The organism is Oceanobacter sp. 1_MG-2023 (assembly GCF_030689025.1).
Taxonomy (GTDB): domain Bacteria; phylum Pseudomonadota; class Gammaproteobacteria; order Pseudomonadales; family Oceanobacteraceae; genus Oceanobacter.
This window is the reverse complement of the sequence record NZ_JAUYWA010000036.1, coordinates 1-22132: the sequence shown is the minus strand read 5'-3', so window position 1 is coordinate 22132 and position 22132 is coordinate 1. Positions and strand designations below refer to the sequence as shown.

The 22132-nt window shown below is 50.5% G+C and carries 33 protein-coding genes and 1 pseudogene; 30 read left to right on the top strand and 4 right to left on the bottom strand.

The genetic code is table 11. The annotated features are described in order from the left end of the window. The 29 genes from Q8W22_RS16035 to rplQ all read left to right on the top strand — a co-directional run. Nucleotides 1-510, top strand: a 510-nt coding sequence (locus tag Q8W22_RS16035; protein ID WP_305453044.1) for an EF-Tu/IF-2/RF-3 family GTPase, incomplete at its 5' end; no start/stop codon positions are given. Between the two features lie 211 nt (nt 511-721). Further along, nucleotides 722-1030 carry a 30S ribosomal protein S10 gene (gene rpsJ, locus Q8W22_RS16030; RefSeq protein WP_036535225.1) on the top strand — a complete coding sequence of 103 codons (309 nt, stop codon included), beginning with the start codon at nt 722-724 and terminating at the stop codon, nt 1028-1030. 95 nt (nt 1031-1125) lie between these two features. Next, nucleotides 1126-1758 (top strand): 50S ribosomal protein L3, encoded by a 633-nt coding sequence (gene rplC, locus Q8W22_RS16025; RefSeq protein WP_303434716.1) that lies wholly within the window; start codon nt 1126-1128, stop codon nt 1756-1758. Nucleotides 1759-1761: 3 nt separating this feature from the next. After that, on the top strand, nt 1762-2364 hold the full coding sequence (gene rplD, locus Q8W22_RS16020; RefSeq protein ID WP_303434717.1) for a 50S ribosomal protein L4: 603 nt from the start codon (nt 1762-1764) through the stop codon (nt 2362-2364). Beyond that, nucleotides 2361-2657: a 50S ribosomal protein L23 gene (gene rplW / locus Q8W22_RS16015; protein WP_303434718.1), complete on the top strand. Its 297-nt coding sequence runs from the start codon at nt 2361-2363 to the stop codon at nt 2655-2657. Before rplD ends, rplW begins: the two co-directional genes overlap by 4 nt. Nucleotides 2658-2669: 12 nt before the next feature. Then, nucleotides 2670-3497 (top strand): 50S ribosomal protein L2, encoded by an 828-nt coding sequence (gene rplB / locus Q8W22_RS16010; protein ID WP_303434719.1) that lies wholly within the window; start codon nt 2670-2672, stop codon nt 3495-3497. Between the two features lie 17 nt (nt 3498-3514). After that, nucleotides 3515-3790: a 30S ribosomal protein S19 gene (gene rpsS / locus Q8W22_RS16005; RefSeq protein WP_221797397.1), complete on the top strand. Its 276-nt coding sequence runs from the start codon at nt 3515-3517 to the stop codon at nt 3788-3790. Nucleotides 3791-3803: 13 nt separating this feature from the next. Next, nucleotides 3804-4139: a 50S ribosomal protein L22 gene (rplV, locus tag Q8W22_RS16000; protein WP_303434720.1), complete on the top strand. Its 336-nt coding sequence runs from the start codon at nt 3804-3806 to the stop codon at nt 4137-4139. Nucleotides 4140-4150: 11 nt separating this feature from the next. Further along, on the top strand, nt 4151-4840 hold the full coding sequence (gene rpsC / locus Q8W22_RS15995; protein ID WP_303434721.1) for a 30S ribosomal protein S3: 690 nt from the start codon (nt 4151-4153) through the stop codon (nt 4838-4840). Nucleotides 4841-4852: 12 nt separating this feature from the next. Next, entirely contained in the window at nt 4853-5266 is a 414-nt protein-coding gene (rplP, locus tag Q8W22_RS15990) for a 50S ribosomal protein L16 (RefSeq protein WP_303434722.1), read from the top strand. After that, nucleotides 5266-5457 carry a 50S ribosomal protein L29 gene (gene rpmC / locus Q8W22_RS15985; RefSeq protein ID WP_303434723.1) on the top strand — a complete coding sequence of 64 codons (192 nt, stop codon included), beginning with the start codon at nt 5266-5268 and terminating at the stop codon, nt 5455-5457. Before rplP ends, rpmC begins: the two co-directional genes overlap by 1 nt. Nucleotides 5458-5459: 2 nt before the next feature. Then, nucleotides 5460-5726: a 30S ribosomal protein S17 gene (gene rpsQ, locus Q8W22_RS15980; RefSeq protein ID WP_303434724.1), complete on the top strand. Its 267-nt coding sequence runs from the start codon at nt 5460-5462 to the stop codon at nt 5724-5726. Between the two features lie 33 nt (nt 5727-5759). Continuing rightward, nucleotides 5760-6128 (top strand): 50S ribosomal protein L14, encoded by a 369-nt coding sequence (rplN, locus tag Q8W22_RS15975; RefSeq protein WP_303434725.1) that lies wholly within the window; start codon nt 5760-5762, stop codon nt 6126-6128. A gap of 14 nt (nt 6129-6142) precedes the next feature. Beyond that, nucleotides 6143-6457, top strand: coding sequence for a 50S ribosomal protein L24 (gene rplX, locus Q8W22_RS15970; RefSeq protein ID WP_303434726.1), 315 nt, complete (start codon nt 6143-6145; stop codon nt 6455-6457). 18 nt (nt 6458-6475) lie between these two features. After that, nucleotides 6476-7015, top strand: a complete 540-nt coding sequence (gene rplE, locus Q8W22_RS15965; protein WP_303434727.1) for a 50S ribosomal protein L5 — start codon at nt 6476-6478, stop codon at nt 7013-7015. A gap of 10 nt (nt 7016-7025) precedes the next feature. Further along, nucleotides 7026-7331, top strand: a complete 306-nt coding sequence (gene rpsN, locus Q8W22_RS15960; protein ID WP_303434728.1) for a 30S ribosomal protein S14 — start codon at nt 7026-7028, stop codon at nt 7329-7331. A 77-nt stretch (nt 7332-7408) separates the two neighbouring features. After that, a complete protein-coding gene (gene rpsH, locus Q8W22_RS15955) occupies nt 7409-7801 on the top strand; it encodes a 30S ribosomal protein S8 (protein WP_303434729.1) in 393 nt (130 codons plus the stop codon). Nucleotides 7802-7810: 9 nt separating this feature from the next. Next, nucleotides 7811-8344 carry a 50S ribosomal protein L6 gene (rplF, locus tag Q8W22_RS15950; RefSeq protein ID WP_303434730.1) on the top strand — a complete coding sequence of 178 codons (534 nt, stop codon included), beginning with the start codon at nt 7811-7813 and terminating at the stop codon, nt 8342-8344. 10 nt (nt 8345-8354) lie between these two features. Next, nucleotides 8355-8705 (top strand): 50S ribosomal protein L18, encoded by a 351-nt coding sequence (rplR, locus tag Q8W22_RS15945; protein WP_303434731.1) that lies wholly within the window; start codon nt 8355-8357, stop codon nt 8703-8705. A gap of 11 nt (nt 8706-8716) precedes the next feature. Continuing rightward, the gene (gene rpsE / locus Q8W22_RS15940; RefSeq protein ID WP_303434732.1) at nt 8717-9241 is read left to right on the top strand and encodes a 30S ribosomal protein S5; all 525 of its coding nucleotides are present in this window, start codon (nt 8717-8719) and stop codon (nt 9239-9241) included. A 6-nt stretch (nt 9242-9247) separates the two neighbouring features. Further along, nucleotides 9248-9433, top strand: a complete 186-nt coding sequence (gene rpmD, locus Q8W22_RS15935; protein WP_303434733.1) for a 50S ribosomal protein L30 — start codon at nt 9248-9250, stop codon at nt 9431-9433. A gap of 1 nt (nt 9434) precedes the next feature. Beyond that, complete coding sequence (rplO, locus tag Q8W22_RS15930; RefSeq protein ID WP_303434734.1) at nt 9435-9869, top strand: 50S ribosomal protein L15; 435 nt, start codon at nt 9435-9437, stop codon at nt 9867-9869. Further along, nucleotides 9869-11197 (top strand): preprotein translocase subunit SecY, encoded by a 1329-nt coding sequence (gene secY / locus Q8W22_RS15925; RefSeq protein ID WP_303434735.1) that lies wholly within the window; start codon nt 9869-9871, stop codon nt 11195-11197. The genes rplO and secY overlap by 1 nt, the downstream gene beginning before the upstream one ends. A gap of 20 nt (nt 11198-11217) precedes the next feature. Then, nucleotides 11218-11331 carry a 50S ribosomal protein L36 gene (gene rpmJ / locus Q8W22_RS15920; protein WP_303434736.1) on the top strand — a complete coding sequence of 38 codons (114 nt, stop codon included), beginning with the start codon at nt 11218-11220 and terminating at the stop codon, nt 11329-11331. Between the two features lie 103 nt (nt 11332-11434). Further along, nucleotides 11435-11791, top strand: coding sequence for a 30S ribosomal protein S13 (gene rpsM / locus Q8W22_RS15915; RefSeq protein ID WP_303434737.1), 357 nt, complete (start codon nt 11435-11437; stop codon nt 11789-11791). Nucleotides 11792-11870: 79 nt separating this feature from the next. Next, nucleotides 11871-12260: a 30S ribosomal protein S11 gene (rpsK, locus tag Q8W22_RS15910; RefSeq protein WP_094059483.1), complete on the top strand. Its 390-nt coding sequence runs from the start codon at nt 11871-11873 to the stop codon at nt 12258-12260. 12 nt (nt 12261-12272) lie between these two features. After that, entirely contained in the window at nt 12273-12893 is a 621-nt protein-coding gene (gene rpsD, locus Q8W22_RS15905) for a 30S ribosomal protein S4 (RefSeq protein ID WP_303434738.1), read from the top strand. A gap of 21 nt (nt 12894-12914) precedes the next feature. Then, a complete protein-coding gene (gene rpoA / locus Q8W22_RS15900) occupies nt 12915-13916 on the top strand; it encodes a DNA-directed RNA polymerase subunit alpha (RefSeq protein ID WP_303434739.1) in 1002 nt (333 codons plus the stop codon). A 31-nt stretch (nt 13917-13947) separates the two neighbouring features. Beyond that, nucleotides 13948-14355 (top strand): 50S ribosomal protein L17, encoded by a 408-nt coding sequence (gene rplQ / locus Q8W22_RS15895; RefSeq protein WP_303434740.1) that lies wholly within the window; start codon nt 13948-13950, stop codon nt 14353-14355. 157 nt (nt 14356-14512) lie between these two features. Here rplQ and eutB read toward each other — a convergent pair whose 3' ends face one another. The 4 genes and pseudogenes from eutB to Q8W22_RS16735 form a co-directional block, all read right to left on the bottom strand. Next, nucleotides 14513-16723: an ethanolamine ammonia-lyase subunit EutB gene (gene eutB, locus Q8W22_RS15890; RefSeq protein WP_303434741.1), complete on the bottom strand. Its 2211-nt coding sequence runs from the start codon at nt 16721-16723 to the stop codon at nt 14513-14515. Nucleotides 16724-16725: 2 nt separating this feature from the next. Continuing rightward, nucleotides 16726-18162 carry an ethanolamine ammonia-lyase reactivating factor EutA gene (locus Q8W22_RS15885; RefSeq protein WP_305453043.1) on the bottom strand — a complete coding sequence of 479 codons (1437 nt, stop codon included), beginning with the start codon at nt 18160-18162 and terminating at the stop codon, nt 16726-16728. 400 nt (nt 18163-18562) lie between these two features. Further along, nucleotides 18563-19933 (bottom strand): M17 family metallopeptidase, encoded by a 1371-nt coding sequence (locus Q8W22_RS15880; RefSeq protein WP_305453042.1) that lies wholly within the window; start codon nt 19931-19933, stop codon nt 18563-18565. Nucleotides 19934-20095: 162 nt separating this feature from the next. Then, nucleotides 20096-20368: pseudogene (locus Q8W22_RS16735) on the bottom strand (transposase); the annotation flags it as partial. 743 nt (nt 20369-21111) lie between these two features. On the opposite strand from Q8W22_RS16735, the gene Q8W22_RS15875 reads away from it, so the two are divergent. Next, complete coding sequence (locus tag Q8W22_RS15875; RefSeq protein ID WP_305453041.1) at nt 21112-22011, top strand: hypothetical protein; 900 nt, start codon at nt 21112-21114, stop codon at nt 22009-22011. Nucleotides 22012-22132 lie beyond the last annotated feature (121 nt).

Genomic DNA, 22132 nt, shown 5'->3' with positions numbered 1-22132 from the left:
ACGGTTGTTACCGGTCGTGTTGAGCGCGGTATCGTACGTACTGGTGAAGAAGTTGCGATCATCGGTATCAAGGAAACTACCAAAACGACCTGTACTGGCGTTGAGATGTTCCGCAAGATTCTGGACGAAGGCCGTGCTGGTGAGAACGTTGGTGTTCTGCTGCGTGGTACCAAGCGTGACGAAGTTGAGCGTGGACAAGTACTGGCCAAGCCAGGTTCTATCACACCTCACACCACGTTCCAGTCAGAAGTATACGTGCTGGGTAAAGATGAAGGTGGTCGTCACACGCCATTCTTCAAAGGTTACCGCCCACAGTTCTACTTCCGTACTACGGACGTAACCGGTGCATGTGAACTGCCAGAAGGCGTTGAAATGGTTATGCCAGGTGATAACGTGCAACTGACCGTTACCCTGATTGCGCCAATCGCTATGGACGAAGGTCTGCGTTTTGCGATTCGTGAAGGTGGTCGTACCGTTGGTGCTGGTGTTGTAGCCAAAATCGTCGAGTAAGATCAGACGTTCAAGGTCGACATCATGTCGACCTTGAATAGAAGCCCCCTCTGTCGGGGCTTTTATCCTGCCGAAAAGTATTCCTGTCTCACCACAGCTTTGTGGCATTTTTATTTTTGTCGGTTGACACTTTTTGTACAGCCGCATACAATTCGCGTCCCCTTGAATTGGGGGTGAAAGCGAGCTCTGCACATAATCTTGGAGTTTGGTAATGAACCAACGAATCCGTATCCGTTTAAAGGCTTTCGACCATCGCCTGATCGATACTTCGACTCAGGAAATTGTCGATACCGCCAAACGTACGGGCGCTCAGGTGCGTGGACCTATTCCACTGCCTACCCGTAAAGAGCGTTTTACCGTTCTGGTCTCTCCGCACGTCAACAAAGACGCGCGCGATCAGTACGAAATCCGTACGCACAAGCGCATGCTCGACATTGTTGAGCCAACAGAAAAAACCGTTGATGCGCTGATGAAACTGGATCTGGCTGCCGGAGTGGAAGTTCAGATCAGTCTTGGTTAAGAGATAAAAGGCTTAACCTTACACAGTGCTCTGTGTAACGCCTAATGTCAGGCGGCCATAGTGGGTCCAAGCCCCGTACACGAGAGGTAATTAAAATGGCAATTGGTATTGTCGGTAAAAAAGCGGGCATGACTCGTATCTTTACCGAAGAAGGTCAATCTGTTGCTGTTACTGTCCTGGAAGTAACGCCAAACCGCGTCTCTCAGGTAAAAACCGTCGATACTGACGGCTACAGTGCAATTCAGGTTACTTTTGGCGCTAAGAAAGCGTCACGCGTTTCCAAGCCGGCATCCGGTCATTTTGCGAAAGCAAATGTCGAAGCTGGTCGAGGCGCTATTGAGTTCCGTACTGAAGAATCTTTCAGTACCGGTGACGAACTTCTGGTGACCCAGTTTGAAGCGGGTCAGAAAGTTGATATTACTGGTACCACGAAAGGTAAAGGTTTCCAAGGCGGCGTAAAGCGTTGGAACTTCCGTACTCAGGATGCTACCCACGGTAACTCCTTGTCACACCGCGCACCTGGCTCTATCGGCCAGTGTCAGACTCCTGGTCGTGTCTGGAAAGGCAAGAAAATGGCTGGTCATATGGGTTCTGAACAACAGACCACCCAAAGCCTGGAAGTCGTACGCGTTGACGTGGAAAACAACCTGCTGCTGGTTAAAGGCGCGGTTCCTGGTGCTCCAGGTTCTGACGTGATTGTGAAACCAGCTGTTAAGGCGAAGGGGTAAGCGATGGAACTGAAAACTAACGCAGGCAATGCGGTAGCTGTTTCTGACACTACCTTCGGCCGCGAATTTAACGAAGCCCTGGTTCACCAGGTGGTCACTGCTTATATGGCAGGTGGCCGTCAGGGTACCAAAGCACAAAAGACTCGTTCTGAAGTCGCCGGTGGCGGTATCAAGCCTTGGCGTCAAAAAGGAACTGGTCGTGCTCGTGCGGGTACTTCAAGCAGCCCAATCTGGCGTTCTGGTGGTGTTACATTTGCTGCCAAACCACGCGATTTTGATCAAAAGCTGAACAAGAAAATGTACCGCGCAGCCATGCAGGTCATCTTGTCCGAGCTGGTTCGTCAAGACCGTTTGGTGGTTGCAGACTCCTTTGGCGTTGAAAGCCATAAGACCAAAGAGTTTGTTGCCAAACTGAATGATCTGGACCTGAGCAACGTATTGATCATCTCTGAGGATCTTGACGAGAAGCTGTATCTTGCCGCTCGTAACGTTCCGCATGTAGGCGTGACCGAAGCATCAGCGATCGATCCAGTGAGCCTGATTGCATTCGAGAAAGTCCTGGTGACAGTGCAAGCCTTGAAACAACTTGAGGAGGCTTACGCATGATCCGTGAACGCCTTTACAAGGTGCTGATTGCACCTCAGATTTCTGAAAAAGCAACCTGGGTTGCCGAAAAACACGGACAGTATGTTTTCCGTGTGGCTCCTGATGCTACCAAGCCAGAAATCAAACAAGCCGTTGAAGCCCTGTTTGAAGTAAAAGTTCAGTCAGTACAGGTTGTCAACATTAAAGGCAAAACCAAGCGTACTGCACGCGGTATGGGCAAGCGTAACGATGTGCGTAAAGCATATGTTCGCCTGGTCGCCGGTCAGGACATCGACTTCGCTGACGCGGAATAAGGAGCTCAAGTCATGGCATTGGTGAAAACTAAACCGACTTCAGCTGGCCGTCGCCATCTCGTTAAAGTCGTGAATAAAGAGCTGCACAAGGGTAAACCTTTTGCTCCTCTGCTTGAAAAGAACAGCAAGTCCGGTGGTCGTAACAACAATGGCCGGATTACCACTCGTCACATTGGCGGTGGTCATAAGCATCACTATCGTATCGTCGACTTCAAACGCAACAAAGATGGCATTCCTGCTGTTGTTGAGCGTCTGGAATACGATCCGAACCGCAGCGCGAACATTGCCCTGCTGAAATACGCAGACGGTGAACGTCGCTACATTCTGGCCGCTAAAGGTCTGAGTGCAGGTGATGAAATCGTCTCTGGCGAGCACGCACCTATTAAAGTAGGTTCTGCAATGCCACTGCGTAACGTACCGGTTGGTAGCGTTATTCACAATATCGAGCTGAAGCCTGGTAAAGGTGGTCAGATCGCTCGCTCCGCGGGTACATCTGCACAGCTGGTTGCCCGTGAAGGCACTTACTGCACCTTGCGTCTGCGCTCCGGCGAAATGCGCAAGGTTCTGTCTGACTGTCGCGCCACTCTGGGCGAAGTTGGCAATGCCGAGCACGGTTTGCGTGAACTGGGTAAAGCTGGTGCAACGCGCTGGCGTGGTGTTCGTCCTACCGTTCGCGGTGTGGTAATGAACCCAGTGGACCACCCACATGGTGGTGGTGAAGGTCGTACCTCTGGTGGTCGCCATCCTGTTTCTCCTTGGGGTGTACCAACCAAAGGCTACAAGACTCGTAAGAATAAGCGTACCGACCATCTGATCGTACGCCGTCGTTCTGCGAAATAACTAGAGAGGATTGAACTGTGCCACGTTCATTGAAAAAAGGTCCATTTATTGACCATCACTTGATGAAGAAGGTAGAGGCCGCTCTTGAGAAGAACGACAAGCGTCCGATCAAGACCTGGTCTCGCCGCTCCACTATCTTCCCGGATTTCGTGGGGCTGACCATCGCTGTACATAACGGCAAACAACACGTGCCTGTTTTCGTCACTGAAGACATGGTTGGACATAAACTGGGCGAATTCGCGCTGACTCGGACTTACAAGGGTCACGTAGCGGATAAGAAAGCCAAACGCTAAGAAGGGGTGAAGTATGTCTGAAGTAGCCGCTGTTTTACGTGGTGCTCGCTTGTCCGCTCAAAAAGCGCGCCTGGTCGCAGACCAGATCCGCGGTAAGAAAGTGGATGAAGCTCTGGAAATTCTGACTTTCAGTACCAAAAAGGGTGCTGAGCTGGTCAAGAAAGTTCTGGAATCTGCCATCGCCAACGCTGAGCACAATGATGGCGCTGACGTAGATGAGCTGAATGTCAGCACGATCTTCGTTGATGAAGGTATGACCATGAAGCGTATTCGCCCTCGAGCGAAAGGCCGCGCGGATCGTATTTTCAAGCGCACTTGTCACATCACTGTGAAAGTTTCAGAAAAATAGGAGTTGGTCAGATGGGTCAGAAAGTTCATCCAACCGGTATCCGTTTGGGCATCGTCAAAGATCATAATTCGATCTGGTATGCCGGTAAGGATAAGTACGCCGACAATCTGCTGACTGACATTGCTGTTCGATCCATGATCGAAAAGCGCCTGGAAAAGGCATCAGTCAGCAAGGTCGTCATTGAGCGTCCTGCACAAAACGCCAAAGTCACCATCCACACTGCCCGCCCAGGTATTGTGATTGGCAAAAAAGGTGAAGACGTTGAGGTTCTGCGTAAGGACCTGAGCGAAGTGATGGGTATTCCGGTACACATCAATATTGAAGAAGTTCGCAAACCTGATCTGGATGCCAAACTGGTTGCCCAGAGCGTTGCTAGCCAGCTGGAACGTCGAGTTATGTTCCGCCGTGCGATGAAACGCGCCGTTCAGAACGCCATGCGTGGTGGTGCTGAAGGTATCAAGATCCAGGTGAGCGGCCGATTGGGTGGAGCTGAGATTGCTCGTGCCGAGTGGTATCGTGAAGGACGTGTGCCTCTGCACACACTGCGTGCCGACATCGACTACGCAACTTACGAAGCACACACTACCTACGGTGTTATTGGCGTTAAAGTCTGGATCTTCAAAGGGGAGATTCTGGGCGGTATCCAAGAGGTACGAGAGCGCGCCAAAAGCCAGGGTAAGAAGAAATCCGGTCGTTCATAAGGGGATTGAGTTATGTTGTTACCAAAACGTACCAAATTCCGCAAAGTCCAGACCGGCCGTAACCGTGGCTTGGCCATTCGTGGCTCCAAGGTCAGCTTTGGCGAATATGCGCTGAAAGCTACCGGCCGTGGTCGTCTGACTTCGCGTCAAATTGAAGCAGCACGTCGTGCGATGACCCGTAAGGTGAAACGTGGCGGCAAGATCTGGATCCGCGTGTTCCCGGACAAGCCTATTACAGAAAAACCTCTCGAGGTTCGTATGGGTAAAGGTAAGGGTAACGTTGAATACTGGGTATGCCAGATTCAGCCAGGTCGTGTTCTTTACGAGATGGAAGGTGTGCCTGAAGAGTTGGCGCGTGAAGCGTTCGCTCTGGCTGCGGCCAAGCTGCCTTTCGATACTGTATTCGTTAAACGGACGGTGCTGTGATGAAAGCAAGTGAACTGAAAGAACAATCAGTGGCTGAGCTGAAATCTCAGCTGTTAGAACTGTTAGGCGAACAATTTAAGTTGCGTATGCAAAAAGCGACCGGCCAGTTGGGCCAGACTCACCTGGTGAGTCAAACCCGCCGCGACATTGCTCGCGTTAAAACTGTGCTGGCAAGCAAGGCAGGTGAATGATCATGACTGAGAACACAACATCCGTTCGTACCCTGAGTGGTCGTGTCGTGAGCAACAAGATGGATAAGTCCATCACTGTCCGGGTTGAGCGTTTTGTAAAGCATCCGATCTATAAAAAGTTCGTGAAACGTTCTACCAAGATTATGGCGCACGACGCCAATAACGAATGCCAGATTGGCGATTCCGTTACAGTACAAGAGTCACGCCCACTGTCTAAAAACAAGACATGGGCGTTGGTAACTATCGACGAGCGCGCTGCCAAGGTTTAATCGCCAGGTAGAGTCAGTTAAGGAGCGAGAGGCATGATCCAAACTCAAACCATGCTAGACGTTGCCGATAACAGCGGCGCAAAGCGTGTCCAGTGCATCAAAGTACTGGGCGGTTCGCATCGTCGTTATGCCGGCATCGGTGATTTGATTAAAGTGTCCGTTAAGGAAGCAATTCCTCGCGGTAAAGTTAAAAAAGGCCAGGTAATGAACGCTGTTGTAGTGCGTACCCGCAAAGGTATTCGCCGCGCAGATGGTTCAATTATCCGCTTTGACGTCAACTCTGCGGTTCTTCTGAACGCATCCTTGTCGCCAATCGGTACGCGTATCTTTGGCCCGGTGACTCGTGAACTTCGTTCAGAGAAGTTTATGAAGATCATTTCCCTAGCACCTGAAGTGCTCTAAGGGAGGGAATGCAAATGTTGAAAATCCGTAGTAAAGACGAAGTGGTTGTTATCGCAGGTAAAGACAAGGGCAAACGCGGTACCGTTCAAAAGGTACAGCAAGATGGCCGTCTGATCGTTACCGGCGTTAACATGGTGAAAAAACACCAGAAGCCTAACCCGTACCTGCAACAGCCAGGTGGCATCATCGAGCGCGAAGCCGGTATTCAGGCTTCCAACGTGGCCATCTGGAACCCTAAAACTGAAAAAGCCGATCGTGTTGGCTTCAAGGTTGACGGTGAGAAAAAGGTACGTATCTTCAAATCCTCAGGCGATGTAATCGACGCCTAATTGGAGCTGGATACTGCTATGTCACGTTTAGAAGAACTGTATAAACAAGAAGTAGTAGCCAAGCTGCAAGAAGAGTTTGGTTACAAGAACATTATGGAAGTGCCTAAAATCACCAAAATCACCCTGAACATGGGTGTTGGTGAAGCACTGGGCGACAAGAAACTGATGGACAGCGCAGTTGCAGATATGCAACTGATTGCTGGCCAGAAAGTGGTTGTTACCAAGGCACGTAAATCTGTCGCGGGCTTCAAGGTTCGTGAAGGCTGGCCGATTGGTTGTAAAGTGACCTTGCGTCGCGACCGTATGTGGGAATTTATGGATCGTCTGATCGATATCTCACTGCCTCGTGTACGTGACTTCCGTGGTATTAACGGTAAGTCCTTTGATGGTCGCGGCAACTACAGCATGGGTGTGAAAGAACAGATCATTTTCCCGGAAATTGACTACGATAAAGTAGACAAGATTCGCGGTATGGATGTGACCATCACCACCACAGCCAAAACCAACGAAGAAGGCCGTGCTTTGCTTAAAGCGCTGCAGTTCCCGTTCCGTAACTGAGGAGTTAATCATGGCTAAAATCAGCATGAAGCAGCGTGAGTTAAAGCGTGAAAAGCTGGTAGAGAAATATTCTGCCAAGCGTGCTGAACTCAAGGCAATCATTAGTAACCAGGATTCTTCTGACGAAGAACGCTGGAATGCACAACAGGCACTGCAAAAACTGCCTCGCGATTCATCAGCGAGCCGTCAGCAGCGTCGTTGTCAAATAACGGGCCGTCCGCACGGTGTTTACCGCAAATTCAAACTCTCACGTATCAAACTGCGTGAAGAGGGAATGAAAGGTAACGTGCCAGGTCTGAAAAAGGCGAGTTGGTAAGCACACCCTTTATGCAAGGCCGGAGCAATAAGCTCCCGGCTTTGCCTGAAGGCCGCTGCACAACAGAGGTAATATAAATGAGTATGCAAGATACGTTGGCGGACATGTTCACCCGCATTCGTAATGCCCAGCAAGCTGGTCATACGAATGTGAGCATGCCGTCTTCAAAAATGAAGGCGTCTGTTGCCCAGGTTCTGGAAGCAGAAGGCTATATCAGTGGTTTTTCAGTAGAAGAGTCAACCAAACCGGTTATGACTATCGATCTGAAATACTACGAAGGCAAGCCAGTTATTGAACGCATCCAGCGTGTATCACGCCCTGGTCTGCGTCAGTACAAGGGCTCCGCACAACTGCCGAAAGTTGAGGCAGGTTTGGGCGTAGCCATTGTATCCACCTCGAAAGGCGTCATGACTGACCGCGCCGCCCGTGCTGCGGGTGTCGGTGGTGAAGTTATCGCCACTGTATTTTAAGGGGATACCATGTCACGCGTCGCTAAGGCTCCTGTACAGATCCCGACTGGTGTTGAAATTACACTGGCCGCTGACAAGATCTCTGTTAAGGGCAAACAAGGTTCCTTGGAACTGGCTATCCACACTGCTGTGGATATTCAGCAAGAAGAGAATGAACTGAAGTTCGCTCCGAAAAAGAATGACAAGCAATCCAATGCTCTGGCGGGAACGTTCCGCGCTCTGGTAAACAATATGGTTACCGGTGTAAGTGTTGGCTTTGAAAAGAAACTGGTTTTGCAAGGTGTTGGTTATCGTGCCAAGTCTTCTGGCAAAACTCTGAACCTGTCCCTGGGCTTCTCCCACCCGGTTGATTATGAACTGCCTGAAGGCGTGACTTGTGAAACACCAAGCCAGACGGAAGTTGTAATCAAAGGTGTCGACAAACAAGTTGTCGGACAGATCGCCGCTGAAATTCGCGGTTACCGTCCTCCTGAACCTTATAAAGGTAAAGGTGTTCGTTACGCTGACGAGATTGTTCGTCGTAAAGAAGCCAAGAAAAAGTAAGGTCTAGGCCATGAATGAGAAGAAAAAAGCTCGTCTGCGCCGTGCCCAGAAAACCCGGATAAATATCCGTGAAAAAAGCGCGGTTCGCCTGTGTGTACACCGTACACCTCGACACATTTATGCTCAGATCATCGCTGCCAATGGCGCTAGCGTCCTTGCAACGGCTTCTACAGTAGAAGCAGATCTGCGTAACGATTTAACTGGTAACGTCAGTGCTGCCACGAAAGTGGGTCAGTTGATTGCTGAGCGTGCAAAAGCCGCCGGTATTACCAAGGTCGCTTTCGATCGTTCCGGTTTTAGATACCATGGTCGCATCAAGGCTCTGGCTGACGCGGCTCGTGAAAACGGCCTCGAATTCTAAGGGTAAAGATCATGGCAAATAACGAACGTAATAACGATCGCAACAACGATCGCTCAGAAAGTGAATTCCAGGAAAAACTGGTTCAGGTTAACCGTGTAGCCAAAGTAGTAAAAGGTGGTCGTATTTTCGCCTTTACTGCTCTGACAGTGGTTGGCGATGGTAATGGTCGTGTTGGCTTCGGTCGCGGTAAGTCCCGTGAAGTTCCAATGGCAATTCAAAAAGCCATGGAACAAGCCAAGCGCAACATGATCACAGTGCAGCTGGATGGCAGCACACTTCAGTACCCAATCAAAGCCCGTCACTCCGGTGCACAGGTTTATATGCAGCCAGCATCTGAAGGTACCGGTATTATTGCCGGTGGTGCGATGCGTGCAGTACTGGAGATGGTTGGCGTCAAGAACGTACTGGCCAAGTGCTACGGTTCTACCAATCCGAATAACGTGGTTCGTGCAACCTTTAATGGTCTTGCGCAAATGAAGTCACCTGAAGAGGTGGCTGCAAAACGCGGCAAGACTGTTGAAGAAATTCTGGGGTAATTCGATATGGAAAAGAAAACTGTAAAGGTTACCCAGACTCGCAGCACTATTGGCAAATTGCCAAAGCACCGCGAAACCATGAAAGGTCTGGGCCTGCGTCGCATTGGTCATACTGTTGAACTGGAAGATACACCATCCATTCGCGGCATGATCAACCAAGTTCAATACATGGTTAAGGTTGAAGGGGAGTAATATGCGCCTCAATGAATTGAGTCCAGCTCCTGGTTCCAAGCCGACGCGCAAGCGCGTTGGCCGTGGTATCGGTTCTGGTTTGGGCAAAACCGGTGGTCGTGGTCACAAGGGCATGAAGTCTCGCTCAGGTGGCAGCGTTGCACCCGGTTTCGAAGGTGGTCAGATGCCGATCCACCGTCGTTTGCCAAAGTTTGGTTTTGCTTCACGCAAAGCCCAGTACGTTGCCGAGATTCGTCTCAACGAACTGACTTTGGTTGAGGGCGATGTTGTCGATCTGGCAGCACTGAAAGCAGCAGACGTGATAGGCGACAAGTTCAAAGAAGGTCGCGTTATCCTGTCTGGCGAAATCAGCAAGGCTGTGACTGTTAAAGGTCTGAAAGTCACTAAAGGCGCTCGCGCTGCCATTGAAGCAGCAGGCGGTAAGGTCGAAGACTAATGGCTACTCAAGGCTCACAACCACAAGGAATGAACAAGGGTCTGGGAGAATTATTCTCTCGGATCCGGTTTGTACTCTTGGCAATTGTTGTATATCGGATTGGTACCCATATTCCGGTACCAGGGATTAACCCGGACGCGTTAGCTCGGTTGTTTGAACAGAATCAGGGCACCATCCTGGAAATGTTCAACATGTTTTCCGGCGGCGCCCTGGAGCGTATGAGTATTCTTGCGCTCGGTATCATGCCGTACATTTCCGCGTCCATTATCATGCAATTGCTGACGGCGGTGAGCCCTCAGCTTGAGCAGCTCAAGAAGGAAGGTGAATCGGGGCGTCGCAAGATTACCCAATACACCCGCTACGGCACTGTCTTGCTGGCCACCGTCCAATCGTTCGGTGTGTCAGCAGGGCTGGCGGGGCAGGGTGTCACCTTCTCTTCTGGTATCGATTTTTATATCGCAGCAGTACCTTCCTTCGTGGCAGGTGCCGTCTTTATGATGTGGCTGGGCGAACAGGTAACGGAACGTGGTATTGGTAATGGTATTTCCATTCTGATTTTTGCAGGTATCGTTGCTGGATTGCCAAGTGCGGTTGGTCAGGCGTTTGAATCTGCTCGTCAGGGCGATTTGAATATCCTGTTGTTGTTGGTTATCGCTGCTTTGTCAGTCGCGGTTATCGCGTTTGTTGTCTTCGTTGAACGGGGACAGCGCCGCATCACCATCAACTATGCCAAGCGCCAGATGGGCAACCGTCAAATGATGGGTGCTCAAAGCAGCCATCTGCCACTCAAGCTGAATATGGCGGGTGTTATTCCTGCGATTTTCGCTTCAAGCCTGCTGTTGTTCCCGGCATCCCTGGGGCAATGGTTTGGTCAAGGCGAAGGTATGGAATGGCTACAGGACATTAGCCTGGCCCTGGCTCCTAGCCAGCCGCTGTATATCGTATTGTTTGCTGCCGGTATTATTTTCTTCTGTTACTTCTATACGGCGTTGATGTTTAACCCGAAAGATGTGGCCGAGAACCTGAAAAAGTCCGGTGCTTTCATTCCAGGGATTCGTCCCGGAATTCAAACTGCCAAGTATATTGATACCGTGCTGGGTCGTCTGACTCTGTTTGGTTCCCTCTATATTGCGTCCGTCTGTCTGTTGCCCCAGTTTCTGGTGGTAGCAGCCGATGTACCTTTCTACTTTGGCGGTACATCACTGCTGATCGTAGTGGTGGTGGTTATGGATTTCATGGCGCAGGTGCAATCTCATCTGATGTCGCATCAGTATGAATCCCTGATGAAGAAAGCGAACTTGAAAAATATGGGCTCAGCTAATCGCTGAGACCATTTTAGGAGACTGTCATGAAAGTACGTGCGTCTGTTAAAAAAATGTGCCGTGAATGTAAAATCATTCGTCGAAACGGCAGTGTGCGCGTGATCTGTTCAGATCCCAAGCACAAACAACGTCAGGGTTAATTCTCCTGGCATGGCGGGTGTGGTTAACAAGTAGCTTGCATTTACGGCAAGCTACTTGTAGTATCTCGCGCCCTTTCATCAAGTAAGTGTAACGGAGTTAGACATGGCCCGTATTGCCGGTGTCAATATTCCTGACAACAAGCATGCAGTGATTTCTCTGACCTATGTTTTTGGCATTGGTAAGACCACTGCCCAGCAAATCTGTGCCGCATCAGGCATTGCTGAGAGCACCAAAATTGGTTCTCTGAGCGAAGACCAGCTGGACATTATCCGTAATGAAGTTGCTAAGTTTTCGGTCGAAGGCGATCTGCGTCGTGAAGTACAAATGAACATCAAGCGATTGATGGACATGGGTTGCTTCCGCGGTATTCGTCACCGTCGTAGCCTGCCTCTTCGCGGTCAGCGTACTAAAACGAATGCTCGTACCCGTAAGGGTCCGCGCAAGCCAATCCGTAAGTAATCACTGATTACCGGATTGGACTTTTAGTGTAGCTGCATTCACTTGTTGCAGTGTTGATATTAAAAGCAGGATTGTAAAAATGGCTAAGCCACAAAGATCAACCAAGAAAAAGGTTAAAAAGCAGGTAGTGGATGGCATTGCCCATATCCACGCCTCTTTTAACAACACCATTGTGACCATCACCGACCGTCAGGGCAACGCATTGTCCTGGGCAACGGCCGGGGGCTCTGGTTTCCGTGGTTCTCGTAAGAGCACTCCTTTTGCCGCTCAGGTGGCAGCAGAACGTGCTGGTGAAGCTGCCAAAGAGTATGGCCTGAAGAATCTGGACGTTGAAGTTAAAGGTCCAGGTCCAGGCCGTGAATCTGCCGTTCGCGCGCTGAATGCATGTGGATACAAAATATCCAACATCACAGACGTGACGCCGATTCCTCATAACGGCTGTCGTCCACCTAAGAAGCGTCGCGTATAAGGAGGCAGAATTATGGCACGTTATATTGGTCCAAAGTGTAAGCTGTCTCGTCGTGAAGGAACTGACCTGTTCCTGAAAAGCGGCATTCGCGCACTCGATACAAAATGTAAGCTTGAAACCAAGCCAGGTGTTCATGGCGCAGGTCGTGGTCGTCTGTCTGACTATGGTTTGCAGCTGCGTGAAAAGCAAAAAGTTCGTCGTTTGTACGGCATTCTTGAAAAGCAATTCCGTAGCTACTACAAAGAAGCAGCGCGCCGTAAAGGTGCGACTGGTGAAAACCTGCTGCAATTGCTGGAATCCCGTCTGGATAACGTTGTTTATCGCATGGGTTTTGGTTCTACTCGCGCAGAATCGCGTCAGCTGGTTTCTCACAAAGCAGTCACCGTTAACGGACGTACTGTTAATATTCCGTCTTACCAGGTGCAAACTGGCGATGTTATTGCTATTCGTGAGAAATCACGCAAGCAAGATCGTATCAAGACTGCTCTGGAATTAGCTGGTCAACGTAGCGATTGCGCGTGGATCTCTGTTGATTCTGGCAAGATGGAAGGTACTTTTACCAATGTTCCGGAACGCGCTGATCTCCCTGCGGAAATCAACGAAAACCTGATCGTGGAACTTTACTCTAAATAATAGAGGAGCTTAAGGGCAGCTATGCAGCGTGCAGTTAATGAATTTTTGACACCTCGTAACATCCAGGTAGACGAAGTTAGCGGTACCCATGCCAAGGTCACTCTTGAGCCTCTGGAACGCGGGTTTGGTCACACTCTGGGCGCAGCCCTGCGTCGTATCTTGCTGTCATCAATGCCGGGTGCGGCCATTGTCGAATGTGAAATCGACGGCGTATTGCACGAGTACAGCGCAATTGAAGGTGTTCAACAGGATGTTATTGAAATCCTGCTGAACCTGAAAGGCGTTGCAGTCAAATTGCATGAGCGTGACGAAGCGAACCTGACCCTGGCCAAAACCGGCCCGGCTACGGTTACAGCTGCCGATATTCAACTGGATCATGGTGTTGACATTGTCAACCCGGACCACGTCATTGCCCATTTGGGTGAAGGTGCCGAGCTGAAGATGACGATCAAAGTCGCTTCAGGTCGCGGTTATGAAACCGTCGAATCTCGTTACCAGAATGATGAGGAAACCAAGGCAATTGGTAAACTTCAGCTGGATGCCACTTACAGCCCGGTCAAGCGGGTTTCATACAGCGTCGATAGCGCTCGTGTGGAACAACGTACTGACCTGGACAAGTTGGTTATCGATCTGGAAACCAATGGCACCATTGATCCGGAAGAAGCGATCCGTCGTTCCGCGACCATCTTGCAGCAACAGCTGGCTATCTTTGTCAATCTTGAGAATGATGAAGTTGTTGAACAGGTACGTGAAGAGGAAGAAATTGATCCGATTCTGCTGCGTCCTGTCGACGATTTGGAGTTGACCGTCCGCTCCGCCAACTGTTTGAAAGCAGAAAATATTTACTACATCGGCGATCTGATCCAGCGTACAGAAGTTGAGCTGTTGAAGACTCCTAACCTGGGTAAAAAGTCTCTGACTGAAATCAAAGACGTTCTCGCTTCCCGTGGCTTGTCGTTGGGTATGCACCTGGAGAACTGGCCACCTGCCAGCCTCCGTAACGACGACAAAGTGCTTGCGTAAGCTGAGCGTTCAGTTAGTAAGGAATTAAACCATGCGTCATCGTAAAAGTGGTCGTCACTTCAATCGTACCAGCGCACACCGCCAAGCCATGTTGAAAAACATGGCGGTGAGCCTGTTCGAACATGAAGTCATTAAAACGACTCTGCCAAAAGCGAAAGAACTGCGCCGCGTTGCTGAGCCACTGATCACTCTGGCTAAAGAAGATTCAGTTGCAAATCGTCGTCTGGCGTTCTCTCGTACCCGCAGCAAAGAAGCTGTTGGTAAACTGTTCAACGAACTCGGTCCTCGTTACCAAGCTCGTCCAGGCGGTTATATCCGTATTTTGAAATGCGGTTTCCGTTCTGGTGATGCTGCGCCTATGGCGTATGTAGAGCTGGTCGATCGTCCAGTTGTTGAAGCAGAAGAGATTGAAGAAGTAAAGGATGATGCAGCTGAGTAATATCGGCTGTTCTTCCTGAAAACCCGCTTTCGAGCGGGTTTTTTTATGCCTGCTGTTTATACAAGGCAGTGGCCACTTGCTGAAGCCAGACATCCTTTTCTGGCGCAGCTAGCGCTAGCTCAGACTGAGTCAGCGCAGTGAGTTAGCGCAGACTGGATCAGGCAGCAGCATGCGGCTTTAACAGCGATTCAAGACGATTTCCGGCAGCGCCGTGAGTCAGAATCTGGATTGCTTTTTCGGCGATTACCGAACCGGCTTCCGTTGCCGGTAATCCTTTCTGATAAATATTGGAAATCACACTGTATTCCCACTCAATATCCGGATTACCACTGAAAGCCGCGGCTTGTGGACGCTGGTCATCAGCCACCCGATAAGCCAGATAAGCCGACAGGCTTCTGGATGCCATGGCATCGCCTCCAGGGCGTTCCCCGATCAGGTTGATCACCAGTTGCGACTGCAGTGAGCGGCCAATATCTTCAGCCAACTTGACGCGGCCGTATTGGCATACGATGGTTTGGCCACAGTGATACCCCCGGCTTTGCAAGCCGTCCTGCAACACCGGTAGCAGCTGTTCGATATTGTGGTGTACGGCTTCGGCGCTGAGTCCATCGGTAACCAGAATCTGGACATCGGTAAATTCCGGCGACAGGCTCAGGCGGCAATGGGTATCGAGATAAGAGCCGGTTTCCGGGTTGGACAAATGCATTTCCCGGGAGTCGGCCCGAGTAATCAGTTGCCGAAACCCCAGCGTATCCGTCAGTTGTTTGACGTTGAGGTCGGCATAGATCGCTTCCCGAGCCACCGCCTGGTTACTTCTCAGCGTACGCGCCACCTGATTGCTTGGTCGTGGCCCGGCATTATCAAAGCCATAAGCTGCCGGAACCGATTCCAGCAAACGTTGGTAGTCACTTTCTGATGCACAGAACTGTTCTGGTTTACCCCAGTTGGGGCCACGTTCCAATCCACCGTCTTCATCGCGGACAAAAATACCTTTATCCATCGCCCAGCTGAGATACTCCGGTGCAGGCTCGAGTTCATGAATCTCGCGCAGGGTCTGATCGTCATGGCCACTGGTATCAAAGTAGGCGAGCATACGATCGTTGCCCAAATAGACGTCCATAAAAAAGTTGGCACCGGCGGCAGCCAGCAACTCGGTTGCCATTTGCTGACCTTCGGCAGTCACCTGGGAGTGCAGGGTAAAGCAGGGGGCCATGCCCATCGGCAAGCCCATCAGCTTGCCCATCAGGTGATCCTGCAAGCAGCTGTAGGTCATCTCAAAGTTATCGAGGTGGGTTTCCGGGCCAATAAAGCCAGTGACATTGTTCACCATAAAAGGACGGTAACGACGGGCCAGGCCATAACACAAGGCTTCACAGGTGGCCATATCGAGACCATTGTGCTTGTTGTAAGTCAGCTCACTGCCCTGGCCGGTTTCGAAGTACATAACATTCTCGGCCCCGGTGTCACGCAGCGGCCCGTGGGTTTGCATCAAGGCACAAGCCTGATCCAGCAGCTCGACAGTGACGTCAAATTCATCGGTCAGTGTTCGCTCAGTACCTGCCAGACTCTGGAAGATGATCTCTACCGGTGCACCTTCTTGCAGGCAGGCCATTTGGGTCTTGATATGAGACAACACACAAATTTGTGTTGGCGCTCCGGTTTCGCGACGCAATTTGTCGAGGTGGTGTAAAACGGCGCTGATATTATCAACAGTATCAATCGCCGGATTCAGGCCAAGCAAAGCATCTCCAGCACCCATGGAAAGCCCGGCGTAGGTCAGCAAGCTGATCCCGGCGAGATTGTCGGTCGGGTGGTTCGGCTGCAGGCGTGAAGACAAGGTACCAGCCAAACCAACACGGGTACGAGCCTGGGCCGAAGCGCCGTGCTTCAAGCGCTTGGCCAGAAGGATCAGCTCATGGACATCGAGCAGTTTGGTGACAGCCGCGACCATTACGCCAGTCAGGGCGGTGCCCAGTTCCCGGATACGCGGCCCCTTGCTGGCCAGCATCAAATCCTTCAGCTGCCCCAACGTCATATGGCGCAAGGTGGCGAAGATAGCCATATCGATGTCGTAGTTGATCCGCATCACGCTGTCGATGCGGCCTTCGGCATCGGTCAGCGGAGTATCGTAAAGATGCTGCAATGTCTGTTGAGACAACAGGGTGCGGGCCGCTTCGCGCTCAATTTCATCCGCGGCGGCCAGTCCGGCAATACGATCTCCGGCCTTGCTGACGTCAGCGGCTCCGAGCAGATGCGCCAGATTGCGAAAGCGATAGCGCTTTTGCATCAACAAAATATCGTAGGTTTGGGGCTCTGCCACCGCAGGGACATGAATATGTTGGGTCGGGGTTGGACAAAAAACAGACATGATCAGCTAGCCTCCTGACTCATACCGAAAAAGGATATTGGTATGACTTGTTTCAGTGGTCGACCGACATGAATAAATTGTGCCTGTCGGTCGGGAATTTCATCAATCACCAGCAGTGGTTCCGGGCGCTGGCCCCAGTTGCTCAGGTAATTTCCCAGGGTCTTGCCGATGTTGTTTTCCAGCAACAGTACCAATGGGGTTTGTGTTAGTAAGCAGGTGCTATCCCTGGCGTGGTTCAGCCGCTGGGCAAACCGTTTGATCAGCGGCAAATCCGTTTCGCTCGAGAGACAACGAACCCGGATGGCGGCACCGCGTTGGCAGCCCTGAGCCAGTCGTATGACCTGATTGATCGTCTCCTGACTGGCATCCAGCGACAGATGGGATAACAGCGGCAAATCGGTGAGAGGAAGTTGCGCCGCGTTACTGATATAAAGACTGGTGCCGGAAATATCCGAGCTGTGCAAGGTCAGCCCCAATACCGTTGCCCGACCGGCGCTGTCCGGGCGGACTGACAAAGAGCGTGAAAGAATCGGGGAAGCAACTATTGCCCGGGCCAGATCAATCCCCAAATCCCCATAAGCGGTAGTGGCTGGCCAGCTGCCGTGATCGAGAAAGTGATAAATCAATTCCCCGACACCGCCGGAAAACGTCACCAGCGGGCTGGCATGATGCTGTGGCCCATCTGGATTCAGCAGTGCCAGCTGGCGGAAACCATCATCAATGGTGGCTTCGTTGCCGAGCACAATCTGCTCAAGGCTCTGCACCATCCACTGCACAATACGCTGGCACAAATGAGTCTCGAACACTGCTGGTATCTCGCGGACACCCAACTGCCGCAATAACTCACGGCCGTAAGGGGAAAGACCGGTTAACCGATAGCTGCCAGGCTCAAAGCGGAAATGGCGAGCGCCAATGTAATAACAACCGCAGCATTGAACGTCGCCCGACAGGCCCAAAGCCAGATTGGTGGTGCCACCGCCAATATCAAGATTCAGTACCGGCTGGTTATGGTGATAACGGCTCAGTAACTGGCAGCTGCCCATAAACGCCATCCAGGATTCCAGACCGGGATCATCGGCAGTTGCAATCAAGGCGTCACCAATCCGTTCACCAATCAGCTGACTGAGCACCCGGGCATTGTCACTGCGGGCTGCCAGCCCTGTGATCAGTGCGGCTCCCGTGTGCGCCGGATACTGTTCCAGCTGAGCCTGCTGCATCCAGTGTGATAATTGCTGTAGCAGGGCATCGGTATCGATTTGCTGGTTCTTGAACGGCGTAAAGCAGGCTGGCGAGCGATAGATCAGGACAGGGTTGGTATAGGTCATCCGGCCGTTGACGCTGTGTTTTCCAAGGCTGACTTCCGCCACCATCATACTGGATGTGGTGGAGCCGAAATCGAGCCCAAGCAGGCGAACAGCGTCTGGTCGGGTAGGCGTCATAAATGTCCTGATTGCTGTGATATCTGGATCTTCTTGAAATAAAAATTCCTCAAAGGAATATTCAATTCTCACGCCAAGTTGACGAAAAATGACGTTGGAGCCGCAAAAAGGTCGTAGAGGATACAAAACATCTCAGCCAGTGTGGCAGACATGGGAGAACGGCTTGAATATCAAAGGCTTGGGTCAGGCTGGCGGTTGGATTCTGCCATCGGCGAGAGGTCAATCTGAGCAGCGCATCAGGGCTGGCAAGGCAAGATACTGCCCGGTAGTGCCAGAAAGTCGTGCCCTGTGCCATAACAAATGGCACAGGGCAGAGCGGGTTGCTCTTTTACAGGGCGCGTAATAACCCGAATGACCCCGGACAGAATGCACGCACCGGGTATCGGTGTACCGGAGCCGCTTAGGAGTAACGTTCGTTCAGATACTGGAAAACGGCGCGTACGCCCATGGCCTCACCACCGACCGGGCGACCGGGCAGTTTGCGCAGATTCCAGGCCATAATGTCAAAATGCACCCAGGGAGTGTTCTCAACAAACGCTTGCAGATACAGCGCGGCAGTAATCGCGCCGCCATAAGGGCTGGAAGCGCCGTTCACCAGATCAGCAATCTCACTTTTCATAAATTCAAAATAAGGTTTGTGTAACGGCAGTTGCCATACCGGCTCTGCTGCGGCTTCCCCGGCATCGGACAAGGCCTGTGCCACCGAACGGTCGTTACAGAAAAAACCTGGCAGCTCAGTGCCCAGCGCAACTCGACAGGCTCCCGTCAGAGTGGCGAAGTCGATCATCAGCTCCGGGTGTTCTGACTCGGCTTCCGCCAGGGCATCACACAAGACCAGACGACCTTCGGCATCGGTATTATCGATTTCGACCGTCAGGCCTTTACGAGTCGGCAGAATATCGCCGGGGCGGAACGCATTGCCACTGACGGCATTCTCGACCGCAGGAATCAGCACACGCAAATGGATATCGAGACCTGATGACATAATCATCCGGGCCAGCCCCAATACATGAGCGGCACCCCCCATGTCTTTTTTCATCTGCCGCATATAGTTACCCGGCTTGAGGTTCAGGCCACCGCTGTCAAAACAGACGCCTTTGCCAACCAGGGTAACGGCAGGGGAATCAGGATTACCCCAACGCACATCGAGCAACCGGGGTGAGTGCACACTGGCGCGGCCAACGGCATGAATCATGGGGTAGTTCTGTGTTAACAGGTCATCGCCAACAATTTCCTCAAACCGGCCACCAAACTCTTCTGCCAAAGACCGGGTAACCTCCGACAGCTGTGCCGGCATCATATCCTGAGCCGGAGTATTCACCAGATCTCGCACCAGATTGATAGCGTCGATCTGTTGGTTGGCCTTATCGACCAGACTGGCATCGTCGAGCAGCAGCCGGGCTTGGGGCTTGCTGTTCTCCTTGTAGCGAGTAAAGCGGTAAGCGCCCACTCCCCAGCCAAAAGCGATATTCAGCAAGCGTTCTGCGCTGGCATCTTCCGTCAGTACGTAATCCGTTGCTGGCAAACTGGCAGACAACTCGCCACAGGCAAAAGGGTCATCCAGAGATTCACACACATACAGCGCCAGACAACCGCCTTGGGGTTGCGGGATCAAAGCGGTGCCCGTTCCTGAATAATGGCTGGCTTCAAGCCAGTCTTTGGCCGCAGGTTGCTGCTGCAACCAGGGTTCGAATTCGGATTTGGCCAGCAAGGTCAGTGGCGTGGTGGCGTGCCCAGAGGCAAGGGAGGAGAGAGAAGCAACAATCGACATGGCAACAACCTGTAGAAACAAGAGTAGAAACAGTAAACCTGCTCACCAGATTAACCAGTATCGAACGGGAATTCGAGGGCTGCGATGTTGGTTGGAGCATTGTGGTAGTCATTTTGGATATGGCGAGGAAATGCCTTTCGAAAATACTTTTTTACAGCCTCGTCAGCAGCCGTTGGATAAGCCATTTGCGCTTTGCCTCGCCCTTTCTTTTAATGATTGATGCAGACCGGTTATACAACTGTCGTGCTGCGCTCCCCGGTACCCTCGGTCGAACGCCCGAACGTTGGGATCAATCGGCGGTCGATGTTGGAAATACTGCTCGCCACAGAAGTGCTGCCAGTAGGGGGTTTCTGCCCAGCGGGCAATGCAGTGTTCATCCGATAGCGCGCAGATATGTTTCAGAAGTGTCAGGCCAATGATTAATCGGGACGATGATCCAGGGCGTCCGTTGTTTGAGCAGTAAGAACTCTGGCAGTGACGCTCAAGTTTCTACAAGTCGAAACGTTGACTGAGCTGAACGAGTTCATGCCTGGGGTCGATCAGGTCAAGCAGCTCCGGGCGCAACAGGCGTGTAAGGCTGTTGAATGCTGGCGTCGAAGGTTTTGCAGGGACGACGAATTAAATGTCGTTTATTGAGCTAATAAGCGGCATTTTCACAACCAACTTGATGTAAATCAATTGATCAATACCATTCAGTCATAATATCTTAGGTCTGCAAGGAATTATCTGACAGGAATTGAAGCGCAAGGAGTGCACATAACCACTACTCATACAATAATTAACAAATCACAGAAAAATATCTTATGGAATGGACTATTACTTCAGGCAAAACTCTGTCTGATGTATATCCTGTGTTGTGTTAGTATCAATTCGACCTATTGTTTTATAAATAATAATAGGTACTCATCCTTTTCTGCAAAAAAGTCACTTCAGCTTAAGATTGTCGAATTATTTTTAATGTCATTTAAAGTAGCCACCCATTCCCACAAGCAAAAACGTATCAAAATCATAAGTTTTACCAACAAATCCAGCGCACTAGTGTTTACAAAATTTAATACATAAAAGGCAAGCTGAACCAAAAATAATATTCAACATTGAAATAGCTTGTCCAACAAGGGATGACGAATTCGGAATAAAATTAATTATAAGATTATAAACTCAACAAAGGAAGGTGATGCATGAAAAAAAACATAATATTCTACTTGGCAATATTGCTACTAATATCCGGCCAATCATTTGGATTTGGTATTGAATTTTCTCCGATAACAGATCCTCTCGCCGATTTAGAAGGTTCTGTGAGAGAAGAAGCTGCTGACGCTGAAGATACTGTCCGAGATGATTTGGCAGACGCTGAAGATACCGTCCGAGATGAATTGGCAGATGCTGAAGATACTGTCCGGGATGAACTAGCTGACGCAGAAGATGCAGCAGTGCAATTTGGAAGTTGGCTGGATGACAGACGGCCTGAATTAGGCATTCATAACGATGAAGAAGAGGACTCCAATAACAACTTCGCACTCATCAAAACAAGTATCGACTTTGATAATGTTTACGTTGAGACTCTAGATAATCGAAACATAGATATTTATAAGATAGAAAACTCATATACCAAGCGATCAATAACGTGGGAAAAAAAGAAGATTTTCTGGGGAGGAGTGACAATATGGTACCCCAAGCTAGTTACCATACATATAGACAGCACTCCAGAGCCATATGAAAGCAAAGATTCAATATCAGATAAAGATCAAGATGTCGATGGAGTTTATGATGACCTTGAATACTTTATTTATTCAAATATAGATGATTACGAAATAAAAACCGGAGCCTATAGGCTGGCAAATTCGGTTATGCAAATGATCGAAAACCCGGACAACGAAGAAAGGTTTTTCACTGCCACAGTTAACTACCGAAGAGCGTTAGACTGCCTAAAAGATGCAAACCCAAATTTTGTATATGCACTAAAGCTATTATCCATGGCGAGTCAAGATAGATTTGCTGCGTTTATAAGAATGGAATACACAACTGGAACAAAATTGATTGCGGCTGAAAGATTAGGAGAACTGACATGCCAAGGATGATGAGGGTGTTCATAGTTCTGTGTCACCCTCACAGCTTCATTAGGGCGGTAGTGTTCAAAATTCTGTGTCACCTCTATAGTTTACCCTCTACAGGGAGTGACACATCATGTCTGATAAATAC

Bases quoted from the DNA above. Each gene is read 5' to 3' on its own strand.
- rpsJ (WP_036535225.1), top strand. From the start codon at position 722: ATGAACCAACGAATCCGTATCCGTTTAAAGGCTTTCGACCATCGCCTG.
- rplC (WP_303434716.1), top strand. From the start codon at position 1,126: ATGGCAATTGGTATTGTCGGTAAAAAAGCGGGCATGACTCGTATCTTT.
- rplD (WP_303434717.1), top strand. From the start codon at position 1,762: ATGGAACTGAAAACTAACGCAGGCAATGCGGTAGCTGTTTCTGACACT.
- rplW (WP_303434718.1), top strand. From the start codon at position 2,361: ATGATCCGTGAACGCCTTTACAAGGTGCTGATTGCACCTCAGATTTCT.
- rplB (WP_303434719.1), top strand. From the start codon at position 2,670: ATGGCATTGGTGAAAACTAAACCGACTTCAGCTGGCCGTCGCCATCTC.
- rplV (WP_303434720.1), top strand. From the start codon at position 3,804: ATGTCTGAAGTAGCCGCTGTTTTACGTGGTGCTCGCTTGTCCGCTCAA.
- rpsC (WP_303434721.1), top strand. From the start codon at position 4,151: ATGGGTCAGAAAGTTCATCCAACCGGTATCCGTTTGGGCATCGTCAAA.
- rplP (WP_303434722.1), top strand. From the start codon at position 4,853: ATGTTGTTACCAAAACGTACCAAATTCCGCAAAGTCCAGACCGGCCGT.
- rpmC (WP_303434723.1), top strand. From the start codon at position 5,266: ATGAAAGCAAGTGAACTGAAAGAACAATCAGTGGCTGAGCTGAAATCT.
- rpsQ (WP_303434724.1), top strand. From the start codon at position 5,460: ATGACTGAGAACACAACATCCGTTCGTACCCTGAGTGGTCGTGTCGTG.
- rplN (WP_303434725.1), top strand. From the start codon at position 5,760: ATGATCCAAACTCAAACCATGCTAGACGTTGCCGATAACAGCGGCGCA.
- rplX (WP_303434726.1), top strand. From the start codon at position 6,143: ATGTTGAAAATCCGTAGTAAAGACGAAGTGGTTGTTATCGCAGGTAAA.
- rplE (WP_303434727.1), top strand. From the start codon at position 6,476: ATGTCACGTTTAGAAGAACTGTATAAACAAGAAGTAGTAGCCAAGCTG.
- rpsN (WP_303434728.1), top strand. From the start codon at position 7,026: ATGGCTAAAATCAGCATGAAGCAGCGTGAGTTAAAGCGTGAAAAGCTG.
- rpsH (WP_303434729.1), top strand. From the start codon at position 7,409: ATGAGTATGCAAGATACGTTGGCGGACATGTTCACCCGCATTCGTAAT.
- rplF (WP_303434730.1), top strand. From the start codon at position 7,811: ATGTCACGCGTCGCTAAGGCTCCTGTACAGATCCCGACTGGTGTTGAA.
- rplR (WP_303434731.1), top strand. From the start codon at position 8,355: ATGAATGAGAAGAAAAAAGCTCGTCTGCGCCGTGCCCAGAAAACCCGG.
- rpsE (WP_303434732.1), top strand. From the start codon at position 8,717: ATGGCAAATAACGAACGTAATAACGATCGCAACAACGATCGCTCAGAA.
- rpmD (WP_303434733.1), top strand. From the start codon at position 9,248: ATGGAAAAGAAAACTGTAAAGGTTACCCAGACTCGCAGCACTATTGGC.
- rplO (WP_303434734.1), top strand. From the start codon at position 9,435: ATGCGCCTCAATGAATTGAGTCCAGCTCCTGGTTCCAAGCCGACGCGC.
- secY (WP_303434735.1), top strand. From the start codon at position 9,869: ATGGCTACTCAAGGCTCACAACCACAAGGAATGAACAAGGGTCTGGGA.
- rpmJ (WP_303434736.1), top strand. From the start codon at position 11,218: ATGAAAGTACGTGCGTCTGTTAAAAAAATGTGCCGTGAATGTAAAATC.
- rpsM (WP_303434737.1), top strand. From the start codon at position 11,435: ATGGCCCGTATTGCCGGTGTCAATATTCCTGACAACAAGCATGCAGTG.
- rpsK (WP_094059483.1), top strand. From the start codon at position 11,871: ATGGCTAAGCCACAAAGATCAACCAAGAAAAAGGTTAAAAAGCAGGTA.
- rpsD (WP_303434738.1), top strand. From the start codon at position 12,273: ATGGCACGTTATATTGGTCCAAAGTGTAAGCTGTCTCGTCGTGAAGGA.
- rpoA (WP_303434739.1), top strand. From the start codon at position 12,915: ATGCAGCGTGCAGTTAATGAATTTTTGACACCTCGTAACATCCAGGTA.
- rplQ (WP_303434740.1), top strand. From the start codon at position 13,948: ATGCGTCATCGTAAAAGTGGTCGTCACTTCAATCGTACCAGCGCACAC.
- eutB (WP_303434741.1), bottom strand. From the start codon at position 16,723: ATGTCTGTTTTTTGTCCAACCCCGACCCAACATATTCATGTCCCTGCG.
- Q8W22_RS15885 (WP_305453043.1), bottom strand. From the start codon at position 18,162: ATGACGCCTACCCGACCAGACGCTGTTCGCCTGCTTGGGCTCGATTTC.
- Q8W22_RS15880 (WP_305453042.1), bottom strand. From the start codon at position 19,933: ATGTCGATTGTTGCTTCTCTCTCCTCCCTTGCCTCTGGGCACGCCACC.
- Q8W22_RS15875 (WP_305453041.1), top strand. From the start codon at position 21,112: ATGAAAAAAAACATAATATTCTACTTGGCAATATTGCTACTAATATCC.